The organism is Pedobacter sp. W3I1, from assembly GCF_030816015.1.
Lineage (GTDB): Bacteria > Bacteroidota > Bacteroidia > Sphingobacteriales > Sphingobacteriaceae > Pedobacter.
Genome location: NZ_JAUSXN010000001.1, coordinates 2,886,084 through 2,912,006 on the forward strand (window position 1 = coordinate 2,886,084; position 25,923 = coordinate 2,912,006).

At 39.6% G+C, this 25,923-nt stretch carries 21 protein-coding genes; 16 read left to right on the top strand and 5 right to left on the bottom strand.

Annotated elements, in window-relative coordinates:
- The first annotated feature begins 92 nt into the window (after positions 1-92).
- Both QF042_RS12035 and QF042_RS12040 read left to right on the top strand, forming a co-directional pair.
- Entirely contained in the window at positions 93-2,852 is a 2,760-nt protein-coding gene (locus QF042_RS12035) for a glycoside hydrolase family 2 protein (RefSeq protein WP_307528607.1), read from the top strand.
- A gap of 56 nt (positions 2,853-2,908) precedes the next feature.
- On the top strand, positions 2,909-3,913 hold the full coding sequence (locus QF042_RS12040; protein WP_307528609.1) for a 2-hydroxyacid dehydrogenase: 1,005 nt from the start codon (positions 2,909-2,911) through the stop codon (positions 3,911-3,913).
- A 610-nt stretch (positions 3,914-4,523) separates the two neighbouring features.
- Here the strand turns inward: QF042_RS12040 and QF042_RS12045 are convergent.
- The 4 genes from QF042_RS12045 to QF042_RS12060 form a co-directional block, all read right to left on the bottom strand.
- The gene (locus QF042_RS12045; RefSeq protein WP_307528611.1) at positions 4,524-4,853 is read right to left on the bottom strand and encodes a hypothetical protein; all 330 of its coding nucleotides are present in this window, start codon (positions 4,851-4,853) and stop codon (positions 4,524-4,526) included.
- 106 nt (positions 4,854-4,959) lie between these two features.
- Positions 4,960-5,760 (bottom strand): type I methionyl aminopeptidase, encoded by an 801-nt coding sequence (gene map / locus QF042_RS12050; protein WP_307528613.1) that lies wholly within the window; start codon positions 5,758-5,760, stop codon positions 4,960-4,962.
- A gap of 120 nt (positions 5,761-5,880) precedes the next feature.
- Positions 5,881-6,492, bottom strand: coding sequence for a Crp/Fnr family transcriptional regulator (locus tag QF042_RS12055; RefSeq protein ID WP_307528615.1), 612 nt, complete (start codon positions 6,490-6,492; stop codon positions 5,881-5,883).
- A gap of 174 nt (positions 6,493-6,666) precedes the next feature.
- Positions 6,667-7,821, bottom strand: coding sequence for an AraC family transcriptional regulator (locus tag QF042_RS12060; protein ID WP_307528617.1), 1,155 nt, complete (start codon positions 7,819-7,821; stop codon positions 6,667-6,669).
- 276 nt (positions 7,822-8,097) lie between these two features.
- On the opposite strand from QF042_RS12060, the gene QF042_RS12065 reads away from it, so the two are divergent.
- The 4 genes from QF042_RS12065 (at position 8,098) to QF042_RS12080 (ending at position 11,151) form a co-directional block, all read left to right on the top strand.
- Positions 8,098-8,949 (top strand): chromate resistance protein ChrB domain-containing protein, encoded by an 852-nt coding sequence (locus tag QF042_RS12065; RefSeq protein ID WP_307528620.1) that lies wholly within the window; start codon positions 8,098-8,100, stop codon positions 8,947-8,949.
- 63 nt (positions 8,950-9,012) lie between these two features.
- The gene (locus QF042_RS12070) at positions 9,013-10,215 is read left to right on the top strand and encodes a chromate transporter (protein WP_307528622.1); all 1,203 of its coding nucleotides are present in this window, start codon (positions 9,013-9,015) and stop codon (positions 10,213-10,215) included.
- Between the two features lie 10 nt (positions 10,216-10,225).
- The gene (locus QF042_RS12075) at positions 10,226-10,756 is read left to right on the top strand and encodes a hypothetical protein (protein WP_307528624.1); all 531 of its coding nucleotides are present in this window, start codon (positions 10,226-10,228) and stop codon (positions 10,754-10,756) included.
- 215 nt (positions 10,757-10,971) lie between these two features.
- Positions 10,972-11,151 (top strand): histone H1, encoded by a 180-nt coding sequence (locus QF042_RS12080; RefSeq protein ID WP_307528626.1) that lies wholly within the window; start codon positions 10,972-10,974, stop codon positions 11,149-11,151.
- Positions 11,152-11,295: 144 nt separating this feature from the next.
- On the opposite strand, the gene QF042_RS12085 is transcribed toward QF042_RS12080, so the two are convergent.
- Positions 11,296-12,021, bottom strand: a complete 726-nt coding sequence (locus QF042_RS12085; RefSeq protein WP_307528628.1) for a LytTR family DNA-binding domain-containing protein — start codon at positions 12,019-12,021, stop codon at positions 11,296-11,298.
- A gap of 121 nt (positions 12,022-12,142) precedes the next feature.
- Here QF042_RS12085 and QF042_RS12090 point away from each other — a divergent pair, with 121 nt between their 5' ends.
- The 10 genes from QF042_RS12090 to QF042_RS12135 all read left to right on the top strand — a co-directional run bounded on the left by QF042_RS12090 (position 12,143) and on the right by QF042_RS12135 (position 25,907).
- Entirely contained in the window at positions 12,143-12,364 is a 222-nt protein-coding gene (locus QF042_RS12090; RefSeq protein WP_307528630.1) for a cold-shock protein, read from the top strand.
- A gap of 297 nt (positions 12,365-12,661) precedes the next feature.
- Entirely contained in the window at positions 12,662-13,153 is a 492-nt protein-coding gene (locus QF042_RS12095) for a DUF1772 domain-containing protein (RefSeq protein ID WP_307528632.1), read from the top strand.
- A 309-nt stretch (positions 13,154-13,462) separates the two neighbouring features.
- Entirely contained in the window at positions 13,463-14,047 is a 585-nt protein-coding gene (locus QF042_RS12100) for an RNA polymerase sigma factor (RefSeq protein ID WP_307528635.1), read from the top strand.
- A gap of 146 nt (positions 14,048-14,193) precedes the next feature.
- Positions 14,194-15,312, top strand: a complete 1,119-nt coding sequence (locus tag QF042_RS12105; RefSeq protein ID WP_307528637.1) for a FecR family protein — start codon at positions 14,194-14,196, stop codon at positions 15,310-15,312.
- A 273-nt stretch (positions 15,313-15,585) separates the two neighbouring features.
- Positions 15,586-18,918, top strand: coding sequence for a SusC/RagA family TonB-linked outer membrane protein (locus QF042_RS12110; protein ID WP_307528639.1), 3,333 nt, complete (start codon positions 15,586-15,588; stop codon positions 18,916-18,918).
- Positions 18,919-18,950: 32 nt separating this feature from the next.
- Positions 18,951-20,441, top strand: coding sequence for a RagB/SusD family nutrient uptake outer membrane protein (locus QF042_RS12115; RefSeq protein ID WP_307528641.1), 1,491 nt, complete (start codon positions 18,951-18,953; stop codon positions 20,439-20,441).
- A 30-nt stretch (positions 20,442-20,471) separates the two neighbouring features.
- Positions 20,472-21,281 carry a DUF4843 domain-containing protein gene (locus tag QF042_RS12120; RefSeq protein ID WP_307528643.1) on the top strand — a complete coding sequence of 270 codons (810 nt, stop codon included), beginning with the start codon at positions 20,472-20,474 and terminating at the stop codon, positions 21,279-21,281.
- Positions 21,282-21,291: 10 nt separating this feature from the next.
- Positions 21,292-22,713, top strand: a complete 1,422-nt coding sequence (locus QF042_RS12125) for a PKD-like family lipoprotein (RefSeq protein WP_307528646.1) — start codon at positions 21,292-21,294, stop codon at positions 22,711-22,713.
- Positions 22,714-22,884: 171 nt separating this feature from the next.
- Complete coding sequence (locus tag QF042_RS12130; RefSeq protein WP_307528648.1) at positions 22,885-24,018, top strand: TlpA disulfide reductase family protein; 1,134 nt, start codon at positions 22,885-22,887, stop codon at positions 24,016-24,018.
- A gap of 20 nt (positions 24,019-24,038) precedes the next feature.
- Positions 24,039-25,907, top strand: coding sequence for a protein-disulfide reductase DsbD domain-containing protein (locus QF042_RS12135; protein ID WP_307528650.1), 1,869 nt, complete (start codon positions 24,039-24,041; stop codon positions 25,905-25,907).
- Positions 25,908-25,923: the final 16 nt, after the last annotated feature.

The window sequence follows — 25,923 nt, forward strand, 5'->3', positions numbered from 1 at the left end:
ATCTAATCATAAATTCCATTATCTTGTAAACGCTCGGTTTAATAAATTAAAACTTTATTTAAAATCGAATCTATTCTAATGCTAAATATATTATGATCAAAAGATTAATACTGTTATTGTTGTTGTTGGTTTCTTACGCTGGCTTTTCGCAGGAAACCACTAAAATCTATCTTTCCGGAACAGATAAAGACTATTCCAAACAATGGGATTTTTATTGCACGGGCGGTCGAAAAAGCGGCATATGGACTAAAATCCCTGTGCCCTCTAATTGGGAGTTACAGGGTTTTGGAAGTTACAACTACGGGCACGACAAGGTTAAAGCCAATGAACAGGGGATTTATCGTTATGAATTCCAGATGGGTAAAATAACAGGCAAAAAGGTATTCCTGGTTTTTGAAGGTGCTATGACCGATACTAAGGTAAGCATTAACGGAAAGCTGGCCGGAGATCTGCACCAGGGCGGATTTTATCGTTTTAAATATGATATTACTGCGCTCTTGAAACCCGGAGAGAAGAATTTACTGGAAGTAACAGTTGATAAGGTTTCGGCAAATGCTTCCATTAATAAAGCAGAAAGAACAAGCGATTTTTGGATTTTTGGCGGCATCTTCCGGCCGGTTTATCTGGAAACTGTTCCAAACAAATTTATAGAAAGAGTTGCCGTTAATGCGAAGGCCGATGGTACCTTTCAGCTTGATGTTTATGGCCAAAATTTAGCTGCTGATGATATTCTTGAAGCCCAGGTGAAAAAATTAACTGGCGAAAATGTAGGCAAAGCCTTTTCTATGAAACCGAATTTGGAGAATAATGTGCAAACCCTGAAGGCAACTTTCTCAAATCCTTTATTATGGAGCAGCGAATTCCCCAATCTATATCAGGTTGTGGTGCGGATTAAAAATAAACAGCAGATTGTTCATCAGGTGAAGCAAAAATTCGGTTTTCGAACACTTGAACTGCGAAATGGCGACGGTTTTTATGTTAATGGTTCTAAAATGATTTTAAAAGGTGTTAATCGCCACAGCTTTTGGCCTGAAAGCGGACGTACATTAAGCCGTGAAGTACATTTAATGGATGTGCGGTTAATGAAAGAAATGAACATGAACGCCGTTCGCATGTCGCATTACCCGCCAGATGCAGAATTTTTGGATATCTGCGACTCGTTAGGTTTATACGTAATTAATGAGTTAACAGGCTGGCAGGCAAAATATGATAATACCGTTGGACACAGGCTCGTAAAAGAACTTGTAATCAGGGATGTAAACCATCCTTCCATTATTTTTTGGGCCAATGGCAATGAGGGAGGTTTTAATACCGATCTGGACAATGATTATGCCTTATACGATCCACAGAAACGAACTGTAATTCACCCTTGGGAGAAGTTTAACGGAACTGATACTAAACATTACCCGGATTATAATTATATGGTTAAGGCGGCTACTTCAGGTCAGGAAGTTTTCTTTCCAACAGAGTTTATGCATGCCCTTTATGATGGTGGTGCGGGTGCTGCTTTAGACGATTTCTGGAATCAGATGCTCATTCACCCGCATGGTGCTGGTGGGTTCATTTGGGCTTTGGTTGATGAAAACGTAATCCGGACAGATAAAAACGGTATTTACGATGGTGATGGAAACCATGCTCCTGACGGAATTGTTGGGCCGCATCGCGAAAAGGAAGCCAGTTTTTATACTATAAAAGAGATATGGTCTCCGGTTTTTGTTGATTTGCCAAAAATTGACAGTGATTTTAAAGGTAAAATCGCGATTGAGAACCGTTTCAATTTTACCAATCTTGCCCAATGTACTTTTAAATGGAAATTAGTTAGTTTCCCATCAGCCAACACAGCAGGAACGAAAGCTATTGTAAATGCCAGTGGGGCAGCAACTGCTAAGCTTAAACCCGGCGCAAAGGGTACGCTTGGTCTGGCTTTGCCAAATTCGTGGACACAAAGCGATGCCTTATATTTAACGGCTTATGGGCCTGACAAAAAGGAAATATTTACCTGGAGTTGGCCAATAAAAGCTGCCCGTTTGATTGCAGAGAAGCAAGGAACTACGCTGTCCAATTCAGGAGTAAAAGCTGAAGAGACTAACCAGTCGCTCCTGATTAAACAGGAGGGGATTAGTTACTATTTTGAAAAGGCAACGGGTTATTTGGAGAAAGTTGTTAAAGGTAATACCGTTATTTCTTTGTCAAAAGGTCCGGCGTTGGCCGGTGTAAACACCCAATTGAAAAATTTTAGCCATCGGGCAGAAGGAGCAAAGTATATTGTGGAGTCTGACTACCAGGGTGCTGGTAATTTGCATGCAAAGTGGACATTTGAAACCGGAAAGCTGGCAAAACTCGAATATGAATTTAACCAACAGGGCGAGGCTGATTTTATGGGGATTACGTTTAATTACCCCGAGGATAAAACGACTGGAATGAAATACCTTGGCCGTGGCCCATACCGGGTTTGGAAAAACAGGTTAAAAGGGCAGCAGTTTGGGGTTTGGCATAAGGACTATAATAATTCAATTACCGGCGAAACCTGGGGCTACCCTGAGTTTAAAGGTTACCATGCAGAAGTGAACTGGGTGACTATAGAAAATAAGGAAACTCCATTTACAGTTTATATACCTGATCAGGATACTTATTTGCAAATGTTCCGGCCTGCCCGTGAAGCTGCGGCACTAAGCAATAACAATGTAGAACCTGCCTTTCCGGAAGGGAATATTGGCTTTTTAAAAGGGATAAGTGCCATTGGTACCAAGTTTCAGTCGGCTTTATTATTAGGGGCTCAGAGTCAGAAAAACAAAACAGATGGCAAGACTTTTAAGGGTACCCTATTATTTGATTTTGGGAATAAGCATTAGGATGCACAATTTTAAACAGCACAGCTAAGTCCTATTTAATCCGTATTTTTATCAAGATGAAGATTGTGTTTTTTTCTGCGAAGCCTTACGACCGTGAATTTTTTGAAAGCTGTAACCAGCAGTATAATTTTGAATTGGAATTTTGGGAAACCCATTTGGGGCCTCATATTGCTGACGCGATAAAAGCAGGTACTGATGTGGTGTGTGTATTTGTGAACGATAAACTAACTGCTGATGTTATCGCCACATTGGCACAGAAAGGGGTGAAAATTATTGCTTTACGTTGTGCAGGCTTTAACAATGTGGATTTACATGCGGCCAAACAATACGGGATTCGCGTTTGCCGTGTTCCGGCTTATTCGCCACAAGCGGTTGCAGAACATGCAGTGGCCATGTTACTTACTTTAAACCGAAAAACCCATAAGGCCTATAATCGTGTACGGGAGCAAAATTTTTCGCTCTCAGGTTTAATGGGTTTTAATCTTTTTGGTAAAACAGTAGGAGTAATTGGCACAGGGAAAATTGGCGCTGCTTTCTGTAAAATTATGCTTGGTTTTGGCTGCAGGGTATTAGCTTCTGATCCTTTTGTGAATAAATCATTACAAAGTGCAGGCGTAAAGTATTTGCCTTTTCATGAAGTAATAAAAGAAGCTGATATTATTTCGTTGCATTGCCCGCTTACACCAGAGAACCATTATCTGATTGGATCGAATAGCTTATTGACGATGAAAAAAGGTGTGACTTTAATCAATACAAGTAGAGGGGGATTGATTAATACGCGTGAGGTAATTGAAGCATTAAAAACGGGGCAGCTTGCAGCGCTGGGAATTGATGTGTATGAGCAGGAAGAACAACTCTTTTTTAAAGACCTTTCCGGGAGTATTATTGGTGATGATGATATTCAGCGATTAATCAGCTTTCCGAATGTTTTGCTTACGGGGCATCAGGCTTTTTTTACGCAAGAGGCCTTAACAGAAATTGCCGAGTCTACCTTAAAAACAGTTAAGATATTGCTGGAAGATAATGCTGAAGAGATAGTTTCAGATGCAATATTGGTGTAAAAAGGTAACTGGTAATTTATTTCAGGATCCATTTGGCGTGAAAATCCTTATATGTGTAGCGTAGTTTTTTTTTTGGAAAGCAATTCCATTAGTTCTTCGGTTTGGTTCTGCCCCGCTGTCCTTCTGCCGATAGTTGTTGATAAAAAGAACAATTATGCGCTATCGGCATCCGTGCCATCGGGTTTAGGTGATCAGGGCAAACGTATAACTGCCGATTTTTAAACTGCTTTGAAGTTTGCATGAGGGATAGCAGTGGAAATCCTTTTGTTGTCAGCTTGAGCGTAGTCGAAAGCACAACAAAAGATTGCAACGGATAGCCCGACCCTTGCGCAGCTTGGGGCATGCCCAAATGATTAGCAACAAAATGTTTTATGGCCATGGTTTCTGTCCTCACGAATCATTTTTCTTTTTCACCACCAAGATGCTAAAGTGCAATAGATAATTATTGATCATGAAATTCCAGAGTTGTGAACTTTTTGGCAAACTGGCTATTAAAGTTGATAACTCTACACGGAATTGTCATCCTGACCGTAAGCGCAGCGAAAAGCTATGCAGTAAAGCGAGCTTGCCGAAGGTAATTTATTTCAGGATCCATTTGGCGTGAAAATCCTTATATGTGTAGCGTAGTTTTTTTGGAAAGCAATTCCATTAGTTCTTCGGTTTGGTTTTGCCCCGCTGTTCCTTCTGCCGATAGTTGTTGATAAAAAGAACAATTATGCGCTATCGGCATCCGTGCCATCGGGTTTAGGTGGCCAGTGCAAACGTATAACTGCCGATTTTTAAACTGCTTTGAAGTTTGCATGAGGGATAGCAGTGGAAATCCTTTTGTTGTCAGCTTGAGCGTAGTCGAAAGCACAACAAAAGATTGCAACGGATAGCCCGACCCTTGCACAGCTTGGGACATGCCCAAATGATTAGCAACAAAATGTTTTATGGCCATGGTTTCTGTCCTCACGAACCATTTTCTTTTTCACCACCAAGATAGCATGCAGGGAGTTTCAGGGCGTTAATCACCACAAAATCTCCATGGGCTAATTGTATACTATTTAGTAATAAGAAGTATTAAGGTTGCTGTTCTGCTTTTCTGCAGCCTCAATAGGGGCATAATCAGAAAGAATAAGTGCTTCGCCTTTTTTAATGCAAACATCATGTTCAAAATGCACAGATGGACTTCCATCCGCTGTTCTGATCGTCCAGCCGTCATCATCCAGAAACACATTCTTTTTACCCATATTGATCATCGGTTCTATAGCCAGTACCAGATTTTCTCTTAAGAGCAAACCATTACCTTTCCTCCCATAATTCGGCACCTGCGGATCTTCGTGCATATCTTTACCTAAACCATGGCCTACCAGGTCTCTTACTACGCCATAACCCTGTTTTTCGTTATGGCTTTGAATAGCTGCACCAATATCGCCAATGCGTTTACCCACTACAGCTTCTTTAATTCCAAGAAAAAGTGATTCTTTGGTGGTTTTAACCAGGTTTAATACCGCTGCCGATACTTCGCCTATGATAAAGGTGTAAGCATGATCGCCATGAAAACCGTTTTTTATGGTACCCACATCTACTGAGATAATATCGCCATCTTTCAACTCATCTTTAGTCGGAAAGCCATGTACGACCACATCGTTTACCGAGGTAATAATATGAAAGGGGAAACCATTGTAATTGTAAAAGGAAGGTACAGCGCCATTATCAAGTATAAATTCATTGGCTATTTTATCAATTTTGAGCGTTGTGATGCCTGGCTTTAATATTTTAGCTATTTCTGCAAGGGTATCGCTTACCAGTAAGGCACTGATCTGCATCAGCTCTACTTCTTCGTTGGTTTTATATAAAATCATTGCTGCAAATTTAGCAAAAGAAGCCGAAAGGAAAAAGATGAAGAGTTGAATGATGGAATGACCGAATGATGGAATAATTGAATGATGGAATGACTGAATGATAGAATGTTTGTTGCTAAATTAAGAACACAGCCTGTAATCGAGTGTTAAAACTTTATGTCTGATTCTACTCAGCGTTTCTAAACGCATGCCGAGGTAACTGGCCAGATAACGCTGCGGGATTCTGTTGATATCCAAATCGCTTTGTTGAAGTTTGCGGTACCTGCTCATTGCTTTTGGTATCCTGGCCAGGATTGATCTTTCTGATGCGGCATAATAATGAAGCGCCAATACTTTTCTGCCGATCAGGTTGGCCTCTGGATAATTGGTATACATCAAATCGATCAGGGTATATGGAATACAGATGAGTTGGCATTCTTCCAGCGCCTGAAGATACTCTACAGAATGACTGGTCTGCTGATCGGGATGACGTATGGCACCTATTAATTCATTCCCAAAGTTAAACCAGGTGCTGATGTCCTTCTTGCCATCACGTACAAAGCCACGTACGAGTCCGTTTACCAAAAAATAAAGCGAAGCGTTACTGTCTATAGGTGAAAGGATGTGTTTATTCTTTTTAACATGGATGAGCCTGCAAGATTTTTCATATTCGGCCTTAAAGGCTTCAGATAGGGGATGGAACTGCTCCATATAATCGAAAAGCGGGCGTAAAAATGATGTTGAATAAGGCATAGTTAAGGCTTGTTTAGCTTGCTGAGAAACGATTAAAGCATACTCATTTGAAACACCATACTCATATGCTGATCGGAAATCAAAGATACCTGGTATTTTGATATTTGACGAAATACAGCGCGGTTGTGGCCTCCAACGATACGATCGTTAGACTAAAAATGGCTTAATAACAGGTTAACGGCCTAATTCCTGTACAAAATAGGTGGTTGGCATTAAGCCTGTTTCTTTTTTAAACGCATTGTAAAATGTAGCCAGACTTTTAAAGCCGGCTTCAGAAGCCAGAGCTTCGATGGTTATTTTATCTGATTTGAGCGGGTACTGCTTTAAAAAATGATTTACCCGATAACTGTTTATCCAGTCGCGGAAATTTTTTCCGATGTGTTTGTTAATTACAAAAGAGCAGTGGTGAATCGGGATGTTAAGTTTTGCTGCCAAACTGATAATCTGAAAATCGTGAAGCAGGTAAAGTTGTTCCTGCTCCATTATTTCTTCCATAGCAAGGGCATAGTCAGATAGTTGCGCGTCCAAAAGATTAATTTTTTTGACTGCTGCAATTGTAGGTTTTGAATCTTCTTCTGGTAAGGAAACGAATGTAGCTCCAGTTTCTGCTTTCTTAATTGCAGGTTTTTTAGTCCAGTTTACAGCCACCAGCAAATAGCCATAAAAAATATAGGGTTTGTGGAGTGCATATAACAAAATGACGAGTAAGGCCAAACAATTAAGCATAATAAAAAAGGCATTAACATATGGGATGTGTAGGCTTCTTAAAACAATAGGCACCAAACTAAACAACTGGAAAAAAGTAGCAATCCGAAGAAAAAAGATGATCCATTTTCTGCCTTCACCTTCGATGTGCTGTTGTGGCTTGTTTTTTAGGCGGAGTACGGCAATCCAGGTAATGCACAAATAACTAAATATGAGTATTGGCCTAAATAGGTAGTGGAAATATGGAGGAAACAAGCCACTTTTTGCTTTGAGTGAGTAGTAACCATTTTCAGCTAACTGGTTTCCTATCCTATCCCAATCGAGTGTTGTAGAAAAATGCCAGGGAATAACATGGATAATAGCCAGTAAAGCTGGTACAAAATGAAGCCATTCTATTTTTTGTAGACTTTTACGATCTTGAAGAAACCCGGTGATGTAAAGATAAAAACAGGCTGGGGCAGCATAATAAAACGGAGTAAAAGTCTGATGAAAAAAAGCTAAGGTATTGGGCTGGCCAGATTTAAAAAGTAATGAAGTTAAGATTTGCCCAAATCGGGCCAAAAATATAACTGAAAGCAGAATGTTAAGCAGTTTATTCCCCTTTTTTGCGAAAAAAAGATGCATGGAGAATAAAAGTAAGAATAAACAACTGGTACTAACAATGAGATTCAAAGACTGCATATTTTCAAGCAAGATAAAACATAATTGTTAAATTAAATTACCTTCATTGTAAATTATGTTATTGTACGATGTTTTATGTGTAAAAAGCTAAAAATCAGGATAATATAGCAACGCTGCAGCAGCTACACGTAACGTAGCTGTTGTGCAACTGAAATCCGATAATATCATACGAATTTGGCTGCCATTGATTAACTTTAGCGCCTAAGCTATTGTTAAGAAATGAAATGGATCACCCGCGAAAGACCAAAAATTGACCGAATCGCCTGTCCATGGCTGATCAAGAGGTTCATTGATCCGGAAGCAGAAATCATCTACGTTCCCTTTGAACAGGTAATTGCCACGGCTGAAAAGATTGGTGCGATCCCGTTTGATCTTCCTGGTGTGGAATATAGCCATTACGATGACAGGTGTACATTTGATTATTTCCTGAAAAAGCATAAGATAAAGGATGTAGCCTTAGACCGAATGGCGGCTATCATCCGCGGTGCGGATACGGACAGGTTGGATTTTGCCCCACAGGCAGCCGGCCTGTCTGCTATTTTTTTAGGCCTCTCCTCTAACATCACCAATGACCAGGAACTGCTCAGCCTGGGAATGATCGTTTACGATGGACTTTATACCTGGGCAAAACACCTTCACCAGCAAAAACATACCCAGGCTCCGGTAGAGCATTTATTGCTCGATGTTTATAACCGCTACCTAAAATCAAGTTCCCAGAAAGCACCAGAATGGACAAGGGAGCTGAAAGAAATGATCCAGGACCAGATGGACACCAATATGAGCATGAGTTTGCAACAGGCATCAGACTCGTTGGAGATCAATCCAGCCTATCTTTCAAGGGAATTTTCTAAATACTTCGATAATCTATCTTTCGGAGAATATATCCGGAAAATGCGCATCGAAAAAGCAGTAAACTTTATGGAGAATTCAACTTACTCGCTCACCGAAATCGCATATCTTACTGGTTTCTCCGACCAGAGCCATTTCAATAGGATATTTAAGAAGCAGCTTGGAGAAAACCCATCGGTTTTTAGAAAAAACTTGCATAAAAGTAAAAAGGATACAAAATAGTTAAATTCGTACAATTTTAGGGGATATCTAATGTCGAGTATTGCAGGACAGAAAGATTAATCCATGGAGAAAAATAGCGCAGACAAAGCAAGCCAAAACAGTATCGCAAAGCCATCATACAGTTTAGCCGAAATTACCATCTATTTCCTGAAACTGGGAACCTGGGGCTTTGGTGGCCCTGTAGCACTGGTGGGTTATATGCAGCGCGATCTCGTAGAAGACAAAAAGTGGTTAACGGATGAAGAATACAACGAAGGTCTTGCACTTGCACAATTGGCACCAGGACCGCTTGCCGCTCAGCTTGGCATCTATATCGGTTTTGTGCGCCACGGCCTGTTAGGAGCAACATTAACCGGACTTGCTTTTGTACTCCCTTCATTTATTATGGTTGTTTTGCTTGGCATGGCCTATCAGCTTTATGGCGGAATTGCCTGGATGCAGGCTGTTTTCTATGGCGTAGGAGCCGCAGTAATAGGAATCATTTCCATGAGCGCCTATAAGCTCACCATTAAATCAATCAGCAAACTGAATTGGCCAGCCATCAAATCCAAGTGGATATTATGGCTCTTTTACATAACAGGCATTGTGATAACGGTTATAACCGAAAGGGAAGAAATGTTGCTATTTGTTGCCTGTGGGCTGATCTACATGGTGATTAAGGCCCCACCTAAATGGATCAGGAAACCAACTGCTCTTTCAGCTGGTTTATTAGTCAGTACCGGCTTTTGGAACTATGATGGAAAGACCTTACAGGAGATTGGATGGTTCTTTGCAAAGGCCGGGGCATTTGTGTTTGGCAGCGGCTTGGCCATCGTACCATTCCTTCACGGCGGGGTAGTTAAGGAATTTGGATGGTTAACAGAGCACCAGTTTGTTGATGCTGTGGCGGTTGCCATGATAACACCAGGTCCTGTTGTAATTACGGTAGGGTTTATTGGTTATCTGGTGGGCGGTTTTCCAGGAGCATGTGTCGCCGCAATGGCCACTTTTCTTCCCTGTTATATTTTTACGGTAGCCCTTGCTCCCTCATTTAAAAAGATTGCCAAAAATACCAGTATCAAGGCCTTTGTAGAAGGCATAACTGCTGCAGTAATTGGCGCGCTTGTTGGTTCGGTCGTTGTGATAGCGATACGATCGATTACCGATGTTTGGACGGCAGTTATTGCAATCACAGCATTATTCGCACTAGTGTACATCAAGAAACTACAGGAACCCTATATTATCGGTGCGGCTGCTATCATTGGACTTCTTATCAAACTTATCTAATAATTTCTATATGTTTAAAATACAAAATCCATCCCATGTCTGGATAATTATGCTGACGGTTTTCTTCACAAACGCATGTCTTTTCACCTCAAAGGCACAACAGCCACAAACCTATCCCAAAGTAACGGGATATCTGGCGGTACTCAATCCGATCGGCAGCTGGAACAAGAATGGCTTTACTGATAATTTCTCGGGCATTTATACCATTGGATTCCCTTTTGGGATTAACATTTTAAAGAGCGATGATTTTGGGGTCAGCTTCGAAGTGGTCCCGTCCATCAGGACCGAACATGGGATCTCCAAAGTCAATTCTGTTCTCTTCCATCCAGGTGTGATGTTCCGCTTTAGGCATGGCTTTACTTTTATCGGCCGGGCTGCGTTTGAAACCAGCGGCAGGTTTGGGTTCACGCCTGTGGTCAATCAGGTTTTACTTAAGGGAAAACACACCAACATGTATGTTGCCTTACCCTTTCCGGTGAGGTTCGGAAATGAACAACCTGCATCGATCGGTACAGGCGTACAGGTTGGAATAGGTTTTTAAGTTGTCCCAATTTTCTCAAAAATTAAATGATATAAGGCTAATATGGCTGCTAATGCTTTATATTTATTGGCCTTCCATACCATTCGCAATAATGATTCGGCATAAACGTTTGTTTAATTTATAAAAAGCAATAGTTTTGCGGCCCGTTTATTGTAGAGCGGAAAGCAATATTTATTTAATTAATGGATGTTTAACATCCCTATAAAAGAAAAATTATGGACAAATTTAAAAAAGTACAAGATCTAATCTCTTCGGTTGAAGCAGATGTAACTAAATTTTATGATGGTGGTAATGCTGCAGCAGGTACACGTGTACGTAAAGCCATGCAAGACTTAAAAGTTTTAGCCCAGGAAATTAGAGCTGAAGTAACTGATAAAAAAAATAGCACTAAATAATTTGTTATTGCTTTTAAAAAGAAAGATCTCGTTTTTACGCGGTCTTTCTTTTTACCGTCCTTTTAGGTTGAATACTGGTTAATTACGTATTTGTCTTTTTAATCTAGTCTTTGGACCTTTTCTCTTTATGCTCTTCTTAAATATTTACTTGTTGCGTTTACTAGTCACGAGTTTATCGGTGAAGAAATCGCGGAAATCGTTGTAATAAAGGTCGCCAACCGTAAAGCTGGTATGGTTAGAAAGCGTTACTCTGGTTCCATCTATATGTAAAATATGATGGATAGAAATAATATAACCCCGATGCAGCTGGATAAATCCTTTTTTAATGTTCAGTTGTTCTTTAACATCTTTCAGGCTTAAATAAGCAATAATTACTTTCTCTCTTGTATGTATTTTGATATAGTTGTGGAAGCTTTCGAAAGCAATGATATCTGAATAGCGCACTAAAACCGCTTTGTGGTCTTCTGATTTATTTTTGACCAAAAAATAAGTTTCCTGCGTTACATTTTCTATTTCTTCCTCAAAAACACGGTTTACGGTTAAGGCAAATTTAGCGTATCCATAGGGTTTAAGTAAATACGCATCTGCTTCTGCTTCAAATGCTTCAAAGGCATATTCCTCATGGGAGGTGGTAAATATCAGTTTCCTGGTTTTTGAGCGGATTGCTCTAGAAAGTTCGATGCCCGAAATCTGTGGCATTTGAATGTCCATAAATATCACATCTACCTGGTCAATCTTTTTAAGCTCGTTCAAAGCCACCATTGGATCGGTATAACTCGCCAGAAGCTTCATATTCGGGGTATCCGCTATGTATTTTTCAAGACCCAAAATCGAGTTCCGTTGGTCATCAATGGCTATACACTTAATCATTTGTTAATCTTCTTTGTATACATAACGAAATTACACCTTTTCATACCGAAAATAGAACGCTTTATCCTGTTTCGCCCAAATTTTTCTTTCTATTGGCTAATTTAAGGTAAAAAATTGCTTTATGATGTATACAGGAGTGATTAAATGGTATAATCCGATACGAGGTTTCGGATTTATCGCACCCGATGGTGGAAACGAAATGGTTTATGCAGATAACCAGCAATTGATCGGGATTTACCGTCCTTCTTTACTTGTAGGAACCAAGGTTCGTTTCAATTTAGAACAAGGGCAGGTGGGATGCCAGGCTACCAATATTGTAGTGCTGAATATGGGCTTTGAATAACATTTACACCGATCTATAACGAAAATAAACCGATCTATGTAACCGAAAGCTTAAAAAGAAATGGTAACCCGATCTTCGCCTTGATAAATGAAAGAATAGAAGTTAATTCTTATTGCAATTTTTAGCTGAACTGCACATCAATTAATACCTACATCTACCTGTCAATTCTATATCTGATTTAACACTCTTCCTGTCTAAATTGACGCTCTCTCTTAGATTGGATTTATTTTTTCGGATAACATTTTTGCTTAGATTCGTAACAATTTTAGGGTACGGATATATTTAAAGCAATTGTTTATGAATTTCAAAACCTTGGTTCTTTTGTTAACCACAGTTTCTACTGCACTTATTGGTGGTCTTTTTTATGCATACTCCTGTTCAGTTATCCCGGGCCTTGCACGCCTTTCCGATACTTCCTTTTTACAAGCGATGCAATCAATCAACCGCGCTATTTTAAATCCGTTATTTTTTATTTCCTTCATGGGGGCACTGGTTCTATTACCTCTAAGTGTTTGGTTTTTTAGGGACCAAGCCATGGTGTTTTATCTGCTTTTAGCAGCAACTTTATTATACTTTGGCGGTGTTTTTCTGGTTACCATCATTGGCAATGTACCGCTTAATAACCTGTTAGATGGCGCAGATCTGGATAAACTTAATGCAACAGACCTAACGGCATTACGTGATAAATTTGAACCAAGCTGGAATTTATTTCATCGGATCCGGACCATTGTTTCATTTATCTGTATCGTATTAGTAGCTTATGCCGCAATATTAAGCCGAAACGCTTAAGACCGGTATTTCAAGTTTATAGCTTTGGAGACAGATATCGAATCTGTGTTTATCTGTGTGTATCTGTGGTTAAAAACGCTTAATCTATCTGTTGGTATCTTATCAATTGAAATGCAATAATCATTATCTACATCTTTTTTTGGTCTTTTTTTAATGACAAATCCTTTAAAAATTGTTCATTTTTTCTTTTTAAGCCATAAAATATGCCGATTTATGTGAAAAAGTTATAAATACCAAGAGATAAGTAAGATAAGGCCCGATACAAGCCAATGAAACCGATTGTATTTATATTATCTTTGTGTGATCTCTATGCGTGTTTACAGTTCATATTCTGATAGCGAATTGGCATTCTTGTTAACTCAAGGTGATGAACTGGCCTTTACCGAAATTTACAACCGCTTTTACGGACTACTTTTTATCCACGCCAGCAAACGCTTAAATGATGATGAAGAAGCAAAAGATGTGTTACATCAGTTGTTCGAATCGCTTTGGGTTAAACGTTTGCAGGTAGCGCCTGAAGGTAATTTATCGGCTTATTTATATACAGCTGTGCGTAACCGTGTGCTGGATGTGTTTGCGCATCAAAAAGTGGAAAGCAAATATGTTGATTCATTACAGGATTACATTGATCAGGATCATGTGTTGACTGATTATATGGTTCGTGAAAAGCAAATGGCACAATTAATTGAGCAGGAAATTGATGCTTTGCCATCCAAAATGCGCGAAATATTTATTTTAAGCCGAAAAGAGAATAAATCGCATAAAGAAATTGCACTCGAACTAGGCCTTTCTGAGTTAACTGTTAAAACCCAGGTTAAAAAAGCATTAAGAATACTTAAATCGAGGTTAGGAGTGGTTATTTATCTTGCTTTTCTTTTGAAAACCTATCGATAACCTGTTGTATTTAGGTATAAATCCAATCTTTTCGCTTTAAATTATTCGCATTGAGACTATTTTTGAAAAAAAAATAATTTTACGATACCCCCAAGGCTATACCTTAGCCGTATATACATTAATCAACCAAACTAATTTCTTTTTTAATGGAGAAAAATGCGAAAAAACTTTTAGATAAATACCTTGCAGGTAATTGTACGCCAGAAGAGATTGCCATTGTTGAAGATTGGTATCAGCAATTCCCTTTTGAAAAAGAGGCTCCTAAACATTCGCTTATAGAAACCAGCAAAGTAGAAGTTTGGAGCAGGTTAAGTCCGAGTGGAAGGTCTATGAACTTGATCACGGTTAAGCGTATCGCGATTGCTGCCAGTGTTATTTTATGTTTTAGTTTAGGGCTCTATTTTATGAGCGGTCGCAATACTTCGCCAGTAACTGCCAAAACGGAATTAAAGGATATTCTTCCCGGAGGGCATAAAGCATTGCTAACGCTTGCTGATGGTACGGTGGTTGATCTGGACGAGGCGAAAAACGGTCAGATTGCCAAGCAAAATGGCATCGTCATCCGTAAGGCGAAAAACGGGCAGCTCGAGTATATCATTAAAGAAAATCCAAATACCTCACTTACAGGCTTCAATACCATTAGTACACCGCGGGGCGGACAATATCAGGTGAGTTTGCCTGATGGCACAAAAGTTTGGCTCAATGCAGCCACTACATTAAAATATCCATATGCCTTTGCTAAAAATGAGAGGCTAGTAGAACTCAACGGAGAAGCTTACTTTGAAGTTTCAAAAGACCATAGCCGTCCTTTTAGGGTGAAAACTAATGCACAAACTGTTGAAGTTTTGGGTACGCATTTCAATATTAACGCTTACAACGATGAGACAGCGGTTAAAACCACGCTCTTAGAAGGTGCCGTAAAAGTGAGTACGGCTTCGGGCACTGTAAACCTGCATCCTGGAGAACAATCGCAATTAAATACGAACAATGCCAGATTAATTGTTGATCGCCAAATTGATATCGATAAAGAAATGGCCTGGAAGAATAATATTTTCTCATTTGACAACGACGATTTGCAAACCATTATGCGGCAGATCTCGCGCTGGTATGATGTGGATGTTGTTTATCAGGGCAAAATAACACCAGAAAAATATGTTGGCGAAATTCCAAGAAATAGCAACCTGGCAGAGGTATTTAAAATATTAGAACTTAACCATGTTCATATTGAAGTAAAAGGCAAGGTACTTACCGTATCAGCAAAATAAATAAGAATGGCTTTTCTTTAAACAGCCAAGAAATCAACCAACCAATTCACGAACTAACTAAACTTTATGATGAAAAAACTACCAGAAATTTAGCATCCTACCTTTAAAAAACCGAAAGCGCGATAACGCTTCCGGTAGAAATTTGGACAAGCAGCTTGCTTCGAAACCCAGCTGCTATTTTTTAACCTCATTCATTACAAAGGTATGAAATTAACTACCCTTTACAACCCCGTGTGCGACATGCGGAGGGTAAAGATTAAATTTTTATTGGTCATGAAATTGACTACGATTTTACTACTGGTTGGCGCCTTACATGTTTCGGCAGCCACCTTTTCTCAAACCGTAACCTTATCCCGTAGAAAAACTTCGCTTAAACAGGTTTTTAAGGAGATAAAAAAGCAAACGGGCTATTTTTTCTTTTACAAAGGTCAGCTGCTTCAGGATAAACCTGATGTTACAGTCGAGTTCGTTAAAGCTTCTTTAGTAGATGTACTAAACGCTTCTTTAAAAGATCAGAATCTGAGCTATAGTATTGTTAATAAAACCATCGTCATCAGCAGAAAAGAGAATTTACCTGCTACTTCGGAACATGTAGCTGTAAAAGTTGAAGTAAAGGGTGTGGTAATCGACAAAGCCACAGGCGAAACCATTCCGGGCGTTAATGTTTCGGTTAAAAATGGTACCAGTGTAGGCATCACCAACGAAAAAGGCGAATTTAAAGTCAATGTTGATGAGGGAAGCATTTTGGTATTTAGTTATGTCGGCTACGACTTGCTGGAGGCAAAAGCCACAAGCGGAAAAACGCTCAATATTCAGCTGGTTCCTAAAATGACCCAAATGAACGATGTGGTGGTAACGGGATATCAAACGATTAAAAAAGATAACTATACCGGTAATGCGATTACGATATCCGGAGATCAGCTGAGAAGGGTAAACCCACAGAATTTGCTTCAAAGTATCGGAACGTTCGATCCTTCTTTTAAACTGATAGAAAATAATCTGGCAGGCTCTAACCCTAACAGAATTCCTTCTATCAACGTTAGAGGAGCTTCTGCACTACCCAGTGGCGATGGACAGGTATTGAGAAGGGACGAAATTCAAGGAACAGCAAACATGCCTGTTTTTATGCTTGACGGGTATGAAGTAAGCGTGCAGAAAGTATTTGATCTGGATGTGAATAGAATTGCATCGGTTACCTCATTAAAAGATGCGGCTGCAACGGCAATCTATGGTTCGCGCGCGGCCAATGGTGTAATTGTGATTACCACTAAAACACCATTAGAGGGGAAATTAAGGATAGAATACAATTACGAATTAAATCTTACAGCTGCAGATCTAACTGATTACCAGGTGTTAAATGCAGCTGAAAAACTAGATTATGAAGTCTTGGCGGGCTTATACAATTCCTCGAAACAACAAGTGTCTCAAGATCAGCTCGATGAAATCTATTACCATAAGAAAGCCAATGTTGTTGGTGGCGTGAATAGTTATTGGTTATCGCAACCCCTGCGTAATACCATAGGGCATAAGCATGCCGTAAATCTGGATGGTGGTTCACAAGCATTTAGGTATAATGTAAACCTTCGCTACCAAACCAGACCAGGAGCAATGAAAGGGTCGGCAAGGGACCAATATTCGGGAGGAATGAGTTTCCAGTATAATGTGAAGAAAATTCAGTTCAGAAATGAATTATCCGTAACACAAGTAGGTGCTACCGAATCTCCATATGGCGATTTTTCTAATTATGTGCGGATGAATCCTTATTACCCATTGCAGGATGCCAATGGTATGACAATGAGGATTTCTGATATATATGAAAAACAAGACCGATCTAGAGAATATGTCTTTAATCCGCTGTTTGATGCTGGCTTAAGCAGTTTCAACAAATCGAAGTACACCGAAATTATTGATAACCTTTCTGCTGATGTAGAGGTGGCGAACAACCTTCGGTTAAGGGCGCAAATGAGTTTAACCACGCGATCAAATTCTGATGATGTATTCACCTCTCCCCAGGCAAATAAATATTACCTGTACACAACAGATAAAATAGATGAAAAGGGCGAATACACGAATAGGGAAATGAAAGAAACCTATTGGGATAGTAATATTAGGTTAACCTGGCTAAAGCAGATTGGTGGCAGTTATTTTAACGCGTTAGTAGGTGTAAATGCCCGTACCGAGCTGCGCGATCAAAAAGAATTTACCGCTATTGGATTTGCTAATGATCGTTTTACAAGCATAGGCTTTGCCAAGGGTTATGCTGAAGATGGAAAACCGCAAAGCAGGCTCGAAAAAGCACGACTTTTTGGCTCTTTTTTTACGATGAACTACTCCTATAAAAACCGTTACCTTATGGATGGAACCGTTCGTATTGATGGTTCTTCTAAATTCGGAGTAAACAATAAACTGGCTCCTTTTTGGTCGTTCGGATTAGGATGGAATGTACACCAGGAGAAATTTCTGCAGGGTAATAGTGTAATTAGCCAATTGAGAATAAAAGCTTCTACAGGTCTTACCGGTTCAGTAGAGTTCGATCCTTACTTATCAAAAACCATTTATAAGTACAATACAGGAAACTGGTATTCATCGGGTATTGGTGCCGGAGTAAACAGTTATGGAAATGAAAACCTTGGGTGGCAAAAAACGAGGATGACGGATATTGGTATCGATATCGGTCTGTTTAAAGATCGTGTAATGATTACGCCGAGAATATATAAGAAGTTTACCAAAGATATTCTGGCCGATATTACTTTACCTCCGTCAACAGGCTTTCTATCTTATAAAGAAAACCTTGGCGACATGGAGAACAAAGGCGCTGAGTTGGGGCTAACCATAGATGCAGTAAGAAGCAAAGACTGGTCTGTAAATCTCAACGCAAGTATGGTTACCAACAAAAATAAGGTGGTAAGAATCTCAAACGCATTAAAAAAATACAATGATAGAGCAGACGAGCTACAATCATTGAAACCAGGAGATGGTGGCTACCGGGGAATTCCATTACTTAGATTTAGCGAAGGGCAACCTTTCAATGCCATTTATGGCGTGCGTTCATTAGGCATAGATCCGGAAAACGGACGTGAATTATACCTCAAAAAAGACGGTACGCTTACGTATGATTATGATAAGAGAGATTATGTGGTGATAGGCGATCCTAATCCTAAAGTGAGCGGCTACTTTGGTGGAACGGTTAACTACAAAAGATTCAGCCTGTATGTGCAGTTTCAAACTTTTTTCGGAGGCGACAAATATAACCTAACCTTGGTAGAGCGTGTTGAAAATGCTGATCCAAAATATAATGTTGATAAGCGTGTATTCGAAGAAAAGTGGAAGCAGTCTGGCGACCTCTCTTTTTATAAAAATATAGCGGATAACGGCGAGACCGATGTAAGCTCGAGATTTATACAGCCAGATAATCTGATCAACCTTCAATCAGTAAACCTTTCTTATGATATGAATAAAAAAATCGCATCTAAATTATCGATGTCGAGTCTCATGTTTCAGATAACGGCCAATGATGTCGTGCGCTGGTCATCAGTAAAAGAAGAAAGAGGAATTAATTATCCGTTTACGAGGAGTTTAACCTTTTCTGTTAGAGCAGCTTTTTAAGCTATTAATGAACAGATTTAAAATATAAGAACATGAAAATTAGATTGTTAATATGCCTTATCTTGATAACAGGGTTATTGAGTTCCTGCAAGAAATGGCTGGAAGTTGAGCCGGAATCAGAAATTGCTGCTCCAATTTTATTCAGTACCGAAAGTGGCTTTATGGAAGCCATAAACGGTGTGTATAACCGCAGTACAGAATCAGATCTCTACGGTAAAGAACTTACATTTGGTACCACAGAGGTGCTGGCCCAAAATTTTTCGATGCGTGATGACGGACAGGATTATAGACAAACCTCCTTGTACAATTATAAACATGGCGAGTTTATTAAGCGAAAGGATAAAATATGGGCGGGCTTATATAATGCCATTGTAAACTGTAACCTGATCCTCGAAAATGTAGATGCAAAAAAGAACATTTTTAGTGGTAATAATTATGCCATTACCAAAGGAGAAGCACTTGCCTTAAGAGCGTATTTGCATTTCGACCTGTTGCGTCTTTTTGCGCCTTCTTATTTGAGAAACCCAGCTGCAAAAGGAATTCCATATGCAAACAAATACACGAAGGAAATTACTCCGGTTTCTACCGTGTCAGAAACCATTGATCTCATTACCAAAGATTTAGAGGAGTCGAAACAGCTATTAGTTGCCGATCCGATTCGGAGTGCCAGTTATGTGGTGAACTATCCTTTGGTTACCGATACGCTGAAAAATACAGAAGAGAAGAACCCGAGTCTTTTCCTGCAGAACAGAAGGCATCGTTTGAATTATTATGCGGTATGCGGAACGCTTGCCAGAGTTTACCTCTATAAAAATGATAAGGTTAAAGCCTTATTGAATGCTAAGGAGGTAATCGACTCGAAAAAATTCCCATGGACTGCAAAAAGTGATTTTGAGGCATTCGAAGATTCCAAAAAAGATCGTATTCTTTATAAGGAGCTTGTTTTTGGATGGTATATACCAGGTGCTGCAAAAGAGATAAAAGAGAATTGGTTTCAAAGTGGCACCAGAGGCTTTTATCTGATTGAGGACGCTGCAGATTATATTTATGAGAAGGCAACAGCCGGAGCAAGTGATTCCCGTTATAAATACTGGTTATCCGCAACTTCGAGCCAATCTTCAAGATCTTATGACATTGTTAAATACCGCAGAAACCCTTTAAGCGCTGAAGTAAATGCAAATCTACATTACCTGATGGCTCCTGCAATCAGGCTTAGTGAAATGTATTACATCGCTGCCGAGTGTTCATATGCAAACAATCCCACAGCCGCAGTCAATTACCTTACACAAGTTCGAGAGGCAAGGCAAATAGGTGATCCTTTGGCTATAAATAACGAAGAAGATCTATTAAAAGAACTGCTTAAGGATGCTCGTAAGGAATGGTTAGCAGAAGGTCAGCTGTTCTATATGTACAAAAGGCTTAATAGAGGTATAATAGGGCAAACCGGTGTAACTATTCCTGCTTCCGATAATATTTTTGTGCTTCCTCTTCCTAATGATGAGATTGTTTATGGCGGCAGATAAAACAATTTGAAATTTTATTAATAGCAAATTATGAAAATATACATATTAATATTCGCAATCATCTGTCTTGTTTCTTGCAAGAAAGCAGAAGAAATGCGTTTTGATCACAGTGCTAATGTCTATTTCGACATTTATAATGGCGATAAAGATAGTATAGTAAGAACCTTTGCCTATAATCCTACACGAGCCCAGGATACGGTATGGTTACCCGTACGTTTATCGGGAGTTAGAACAGATGTGGAGCGAAAATTTAGTGCACGGGTAGACCAAGATTCTTCTACAGCGACTCCCGGAATTCATTATGAAGCTTTGAAATCTCAATATTCAATTCTTCCAAATAGAGGAATAGGATACATTCCTGTGGTGATCTATAACAAGGATAAGGAACTTGAAAACAGATCAGTTTCCATACTGATTAAATTAACCGGTACACCAGATCTGGGCATCGAGAACCCTTATCTGATCAGGGCAAAAGTAGTATTCTCCTCCAAATTAGAAAAACCAGTTTGGTGGGATGCCTGGCCGCTTCCTCCTTATTCGAGAACCAAACACGAGTTGTTTATTCTGGTAACCGGGCAAACCTCCCTTACTACCGACGGACTGGACGCACCCAAAAATCTCTATTATATAGGATTATTAACCACTATGCTAAATAATCCATTTAATTGGGTGACTAAAAATGAAGCGAAAGGCTATGTAATTGAAGCGGTAACTGCTGGTAGTACTGATAGCTATTATTTCTACAATAAAAGCAATCCAGCCAAAAAAACGCTTTTGAGAAAAAATATGCAGAATGGTAAATATTATTTTATAGATGAAAACGGCAATGAGGTTATTTAAATATAAAAACATGAATATTAAAAGATTAATCTTATTAATAATTGGTGTGGTTACGCTTGCTGCATGCCATAAGGATCTTGGTAATTATGATATCGATATGCCTATTGAGCCTAAGCTGGCCAACCTCGATTCTGTTTACACAGCAAGTGTAGGTGATAGTTTGATCATCAAACCCAAAATAGAAGGTGTCGATGCGGCCAATATAGAACTTCAATGGAAAATCAGTGTGATGGAAGGGAATGATGTACTTTATACCGGACCATCTTTAAGGATTATATTCGGTTTACAGGCTAAAAGATACTCCGCCCGTCTTACCGTCTTTAACAAAGCAAATGGAATGAAATATTACCATAAGTTTTTTATAGATGGCGGAACCGAATTTGCCAATGGCACAACAGTGTTAAGTGTTGAAAATGGGATAACACAGTTTTCATTTGTAAAACCAGATGGTAGTGTGCAGGCCCGTTTGTACAGGGCAATGCAGGGGAAAGATTTGCCTGCAAACCCTACAAATTTATTTCTGCTTAGGAATACATTTACTGGAGGTACATTATTGGGTTATTGGATTATTACCAAAAATGGGGGAATCAGACTGGAGCCCAATACCATGCAGGAAGATCCAAAATATCCAAATACACTCAAAGATAACTTCTTTACATCACCGGATGGGCTTGAAGTTGGATCACTGATCTCGCATCCTCAAGGCGTAATGATGGGGGTTGTAAATGGTAAATTTTACGGTGGAACAACGAGTACATGGGACCAGGCAGCTACTTATGGAATGTTCGGTTTACCTGCTGATGGTGATTATGAACTGGCTCCATCCTTTGTGATGAGCTTTACGCAATCGGCTACTTACTTTATTGGCTTCGACAGAAACAGAAAGCAGTTTGTCCGGATTAATCTTTATGGAGCGCCTGTTTATTTTGGCACCCAATACTCGGTTACCACAACAAATGTTTTCGATCCTACCAATGTAGGTATGGATCTTGTTCATTTGGAGCAACTTAATAATGCAGACTGTTTTGCCTATTGCAAAGGAACCGATGGAAAGATCTATGAATTAAAGTTCAATGTTCAGTTTAACGGGCCGTTTACCTTTACGCCTCAACATAAACGTCTTTTTGTACGTCAGGAGTTAATTAACGAAAATACAAAATGGAGTGGTGCTAAAAATGGCGTAATCTATATTGCCAATGGTAGTAAAGTTTATCGGTATAATCCTGTAAATGAAGAACTCAGAGAACTGGCCACTAGCTTTAGTGGAAAAAAAATTACGATGCTAAAACTTACGGAAGACGAAGAAACGCTGATGGTAGGAACAGAAGAAACCGTTTCTTTTCTTAATATAAGTACCGGAATGAATGGTGTATTCATTAAAAAGATCGAAGGCATCCCAGGCGCTCCTGTAGATATCGCCATCAGAAAATAATCTTAGTCCATGAGGCTGTCTCATAAATATAGAATTGTCATCCTGAGCTTGTCGAAGGAACTGTTTAAAATGTCTTACAAGGCGTTTCGACAGGCTCAACGTGACAAATTCGATTGAATTACAATTAATGATACAGCCTCATGGAAATTATAACCATAAAGAAACATACAAATGAAAATTATAAAATTAGCAGTATTAGCCTTTCTATTTCCAGTTTTATGCTTGGCACAAGTGCCGAATTTTAGTTTAACAGGTAAAATAGGCACCTTGGGTGCTCCGGCAAAGGCCTATATCGATTACATGGACAATGGCGTAAGTCACGAAGATTCAGTAGCGCTAGTGAACGGAAGTTTCAAGTTTACCGGACATATTTCTGGCAATGCCTACGCCCGTATGGCACTCGATCACACTGGTGGCGGTAAAGGTAAGGCGGTTTATACCGGAGATGTGATTTACTTTTATTTTGGTAAGGAACAGGTAACGATCACTTCAAAAGATTCTTTGGAAAATGCTGTTTTTAGTGGCTCGAAAGTTTACCAGGAATATGATGCGTATAACAAAGCTATAGGAGGTACCATTATGGCCCTTACCAAAGCCGTTAATATGGATTTTAACCGTGGTACACCTGAGCAGCAAAAAGATACCGCTTACATGAAAGCAGTAGATCTGCGTTTCAGGAAAAACATCCAGAACAGAACCGATAAACAGTTCCAATTTGCTAAAGAACACCCAACTTCTTATTTCGCTTTGGTGGCATTATCAGAAGCTGCGGGAAGCAAGGTAGATGTAGCCAAAGTTGAACCACTTTTTAATGCTTTAAATAAAGAATACCGCGAAACCGACATGGGCAAAGAACTTGCCCAGCGTATTGCTGCAAGCGGCATTACTGCTGTTGGAAATGTTGCACCGCTTTTTACCCAGAACAATGTGGTTGGCAAGCCAGTTTCGTTAGCCAGTTTAAAAGGAAAAGTGGTACTTGTTGAGTTTTGGGCAAGCTGGTGTGGCCCATGCAGGGCCGAAAATCCGAACCTGGTAAAACAATACCAAACCTATAAAGATAAAGGCTTCGAAATTATTTCAGTTTCATTAGATAATGTAAAAGAACGCTGGTTAGAGGCAATTGAAAAAGATGGTTTAGACTGGATTCATGTTTCTGATCTAAAAGGTTGGAACAACGAAGTGGGTCGTTTATACGGTGTACGTGCTGTGCCTGCAAGTTTTCTGGTAGATGCGCAGGGCAAAATTATCGGCAATGGCTTGCGCGGCGAACCATTGAACAAAAAACTTGCCGAGATATTCAATTAATCATTGTTAAAAAATAGATGATGAAAAGGATACTAACCGCATGCCTGATGCTGGTTTCATTGCTCAATTTGGCAAGTGCCAAATATCGGGATAAAATTGCCTTAAAGGTTTTGTATGTGGGCTATAATCCCGATAAACCCATGCCTAAAAATGTAGTTTATTATTCAACTACCCCAGCTGTTGTAGAAAAAATATACAAAACCAGAATGGCCGATTTTAAAGCTTTTTTGGAACAGCGCTTTATCGAAGTTAAGGTGGTTGATGTAGCCGATTATAAAGTAGAAATGTCGGATGAGGTGGATGTAACGCTGATGGATGCAGGCCCTGTAACACTGCCTCCAGGCTTTAATCGCCCGATGGTTTTAATGCATGCCATGGCACCAAATGTAGGCTTGCCTCTAGGTTTAAAATTCGATTGGTATTGTCAGTGTTTGGATGATGAAGCCTTGAACATCAAAACCGATCATCCCATTTTTAATACGCCAAATGCCGTAAAACTAAGCATGGTGAAAAAAACAACACCAGGTTCTTTTTTTAACGGTCATCAAGGTGTTGACACACCAAAAGAAATGGAGATGTGGCAGGTGGTTAAGCAAGGGCTTTCTTCAAAAGAACCTTACCTGATTGGTATGGTTTCGCATGGCGAAGGATTTAACGATTCGCCTGATGCTGAATCTATTTCAGGTGGTGTTTGTCTTAAAAATGCTGAAGCAGTGGCTTTAGGCCGCCAGGGAAATTACTTTATGTGGGGTTTTGCAGGTTCTCCTGATTACATGACGGATGAAGCCAAAGATGTTTTTGTAAACACCATTTGTTACATTAAAAAATTCGATCACCTTTCGGCTATTGTTAAAAAAGTACAGATCGAAACCCGTAGCGGTATAGACGAACTGATTTATCGGTTAAGCAAAGATCTTTATAATCAGGCCATTGTATCAAGGCGTGAAGGTAACCTCCGTATGCTGAAAATGCAGCAGGAATTAAAGGATAAAAAAGCAAAGGGTGAAGATATTGGTCATGGTAATGAGATGTTTTTGAAAATGCCGGTAACCAATGATACCCAATCATTTGATGATTATGTAAAAGGTTATGCTGGTGATAGTTTATTTGCTATTTACGGCACGAATATTAACCTATATCACAAATACTACCGCCAAAATTATGAGTATTTTTATCCTTCTGGCGTGTATACGCTTCAATTGGATCGTGATGCGCAAAAACTTGGTATTTCTAATCGTAAAGTGGCCCTTTTAGATAAATGTGTAAGTTTGTTGGAGGCCAACAAAGAGATAGCGATGGCCCAAAGATTGCTCGAACGTTACACTACTGAAAAATTCAGTAAAGCAGCGGAATGGAGAAAATGGCTCAATCTAAACCGTAACAATCTATTCTACACCGAATCTGGTGGCTTTAAGTTCATGGTCAATACCTATGGAAAAAGTCTTCCTGTTAGCCAACAACAAAGCTCCCAATTGCCAAAAGCGATTATAAGTGGTGAACCGACCACAGCCGATCCGGTTGCAGTTTCGGCAAGGTTTATTCCTGGCAGTGGAGATAAAAAAGACAGTTTACTTATCGAAGCCAAAATTTTAAAAGGCTGGCATATCTATGCCTATGTAGCTAAAGATAATCCATTTGTGGTTACCGAAACCCGTCTCGAACTTCCTGAAGGCGCCGTAGCTGATCAGGAATGGAAAACAACAGCAGCTATTCCTTATCCGGGCAACGCGGGCATGTTTATTTTTGAAGGAAAGGCAAACTTTAGGATTATGGTTGATTACAGCAAGGCAAAAGCCGGTACTAAAATTAAATGCGGCCTGTACTATCAGGTGTGTGATGAAACCAAATGTTATCCACCGAAAGAGAAAATATTAGAAATATCTATTTAAGCTACTTATACACACG

Excerpts from the sequence above, each read along its gene's own strand:
- QF042_RS12035 (WP_307528607.1), top strand. The coding sequence starts at position 93 with ATGATCAAAAGATTAATACTGTTATTGTTGTTGTTGGTTTCTTACGCT.
- QF042_RS12040 (WP_307528609.1), top strand. The coding sequence starts at position 2,909 with ATGAAGATTGTGTTTTTTTCTGCGAAGCCTTACGACCGTGAATTTTTT.
- QF042_RS12045 (WP_307528611.1), bottom strand. The coding sequence starts at position 4,853 with ATGGCCATAAAACATTTTGTTGCTAATCATTTGGGCATGTCCCAAGCT.
- map (WP_307528613.1), bottom strand. The coding sequence starts at position 5,760 with ATGATTTTATATAAAACCAACGAAGAAGTAGAGCTGATGCAGATCAGT.
- QF042_RS12055 (WP_307528615.1), bottom strand. The coding sequence starts at position 6,492 with ATGCCTTATTCAACATCATTTTTACGCCCGCTTTTCGATTATATGGAG.
- QF042_RS12060 (WP_307528617.1), bottom strand. The coding sequence starts at position 7,821 with ATGCATCTTTTTTTCGCAAAAAAGGGGAATAAACTGCTTAACATTCTG.
- QF042_RS12065 (WP_307528620.1), top strand. The coding sequence starts at position 8,098 with ATGAAATGGATCACCCGCGAAAGACCAAAAATTGACCGAATCGCCTGT.
- QF042_RS12070 (WP_307528622.1), top strand. The coding sequence starts at position 9,013 with ATGGAGAAAAATAGCGCAGACAAAGCAAGCCAAAACAGTATCGCAAAG.
- QF042_RS12075 (WP_307528624.1), top strand. The coding sequence starts at position 10,226 with ATGTTTAAAATACAAAATCCATCCCATGTCTGGATAATTATGCTGACG.
- QF042_RS12080 (WP_307528626.1), top strand. The coding sequence starts at position 10,972 with ATGGACAAATTTAAAAAAGTACAAGATCTAATCTCTTCGGTTGAAGCA.
- QF042_RS12085 (WP_307528628.1), bottom strand. The coding sequence starts at position 12,021 with ATGATTAAGTGTATAGCCATTGATGACCAACGGAACTCGATTTTGGGT.
- QF042_RS12090 (WP_307528630.1), top strand. The coding sequence starts at position 12,143 with ATGATGTATACAGGAGTGATTAAATGGTATAATCCGATACGAGGTTTC.
- QF042_RS12095 (WP_307528632.1), top strand. The coding sequence starts at position 12,662 with ATGAATTTCAAAACCTTGGTTCTTTTGTTAACCACAGTTTCTACTGCA.
- QF042_RS12100 (WP_307528635.1), top strand. The coding sequence starts at position 13,463 with ATGCGTGTTTACAGTTCATATTCTGATAGCGAATTGGCATTCTTGTTA.
- QF042_RS12105 (WP_307528637.1), top strand. The coding sequence starts at position 14,194 with ATGGAGAAAAATGCGAAAAAACTTTTAGATAAATACCTTGCAGGTAAT.
- QF042_RS12110 (WP_307528639.1), top strand. The coding sequence starts at position 15,586 with ATGAAATTGACTACGATTTTACTACTGGTTGGCGCCTTACATGTTTCG.
- QF042_RS12115 (WP_307528641.1), top strand. The coding sequence starts at position 18,951 with ATGAAAATTAGATTGTTAATATGCCTTATCTTGATAACAGGGTTATTG.
- QF042_RS12120 (WP_307528643.1), top strand. The coding sequence starts at position 20,472 with ATGAAAATATACATATTAATATTCGCAATCATCTGTCTTGTTTCTTGC.
- QF042_RS12125 (WP_307528646.1), top strand. The coding sequence starts at position 21,292 with ATGAATATTAAAAGATTAATCTTATTAATAATTGGTGTGGTTACGCTT.
- QF042_RS12130 (WP_307528648.1), top strand. The coding sequence starts at position 22,885 with ATGAAAATTATAAAATTAGCAGTATTAGCCTTTCTATTTCCAGTTTTA.
- QF042_RS12135 (WP_307528650.1), top strand. The coding sequence starts at position 24,039 with ATGAAAAGGATACTAACCGCATGCCTGATGCTGGTTTCATTGCTCAAT.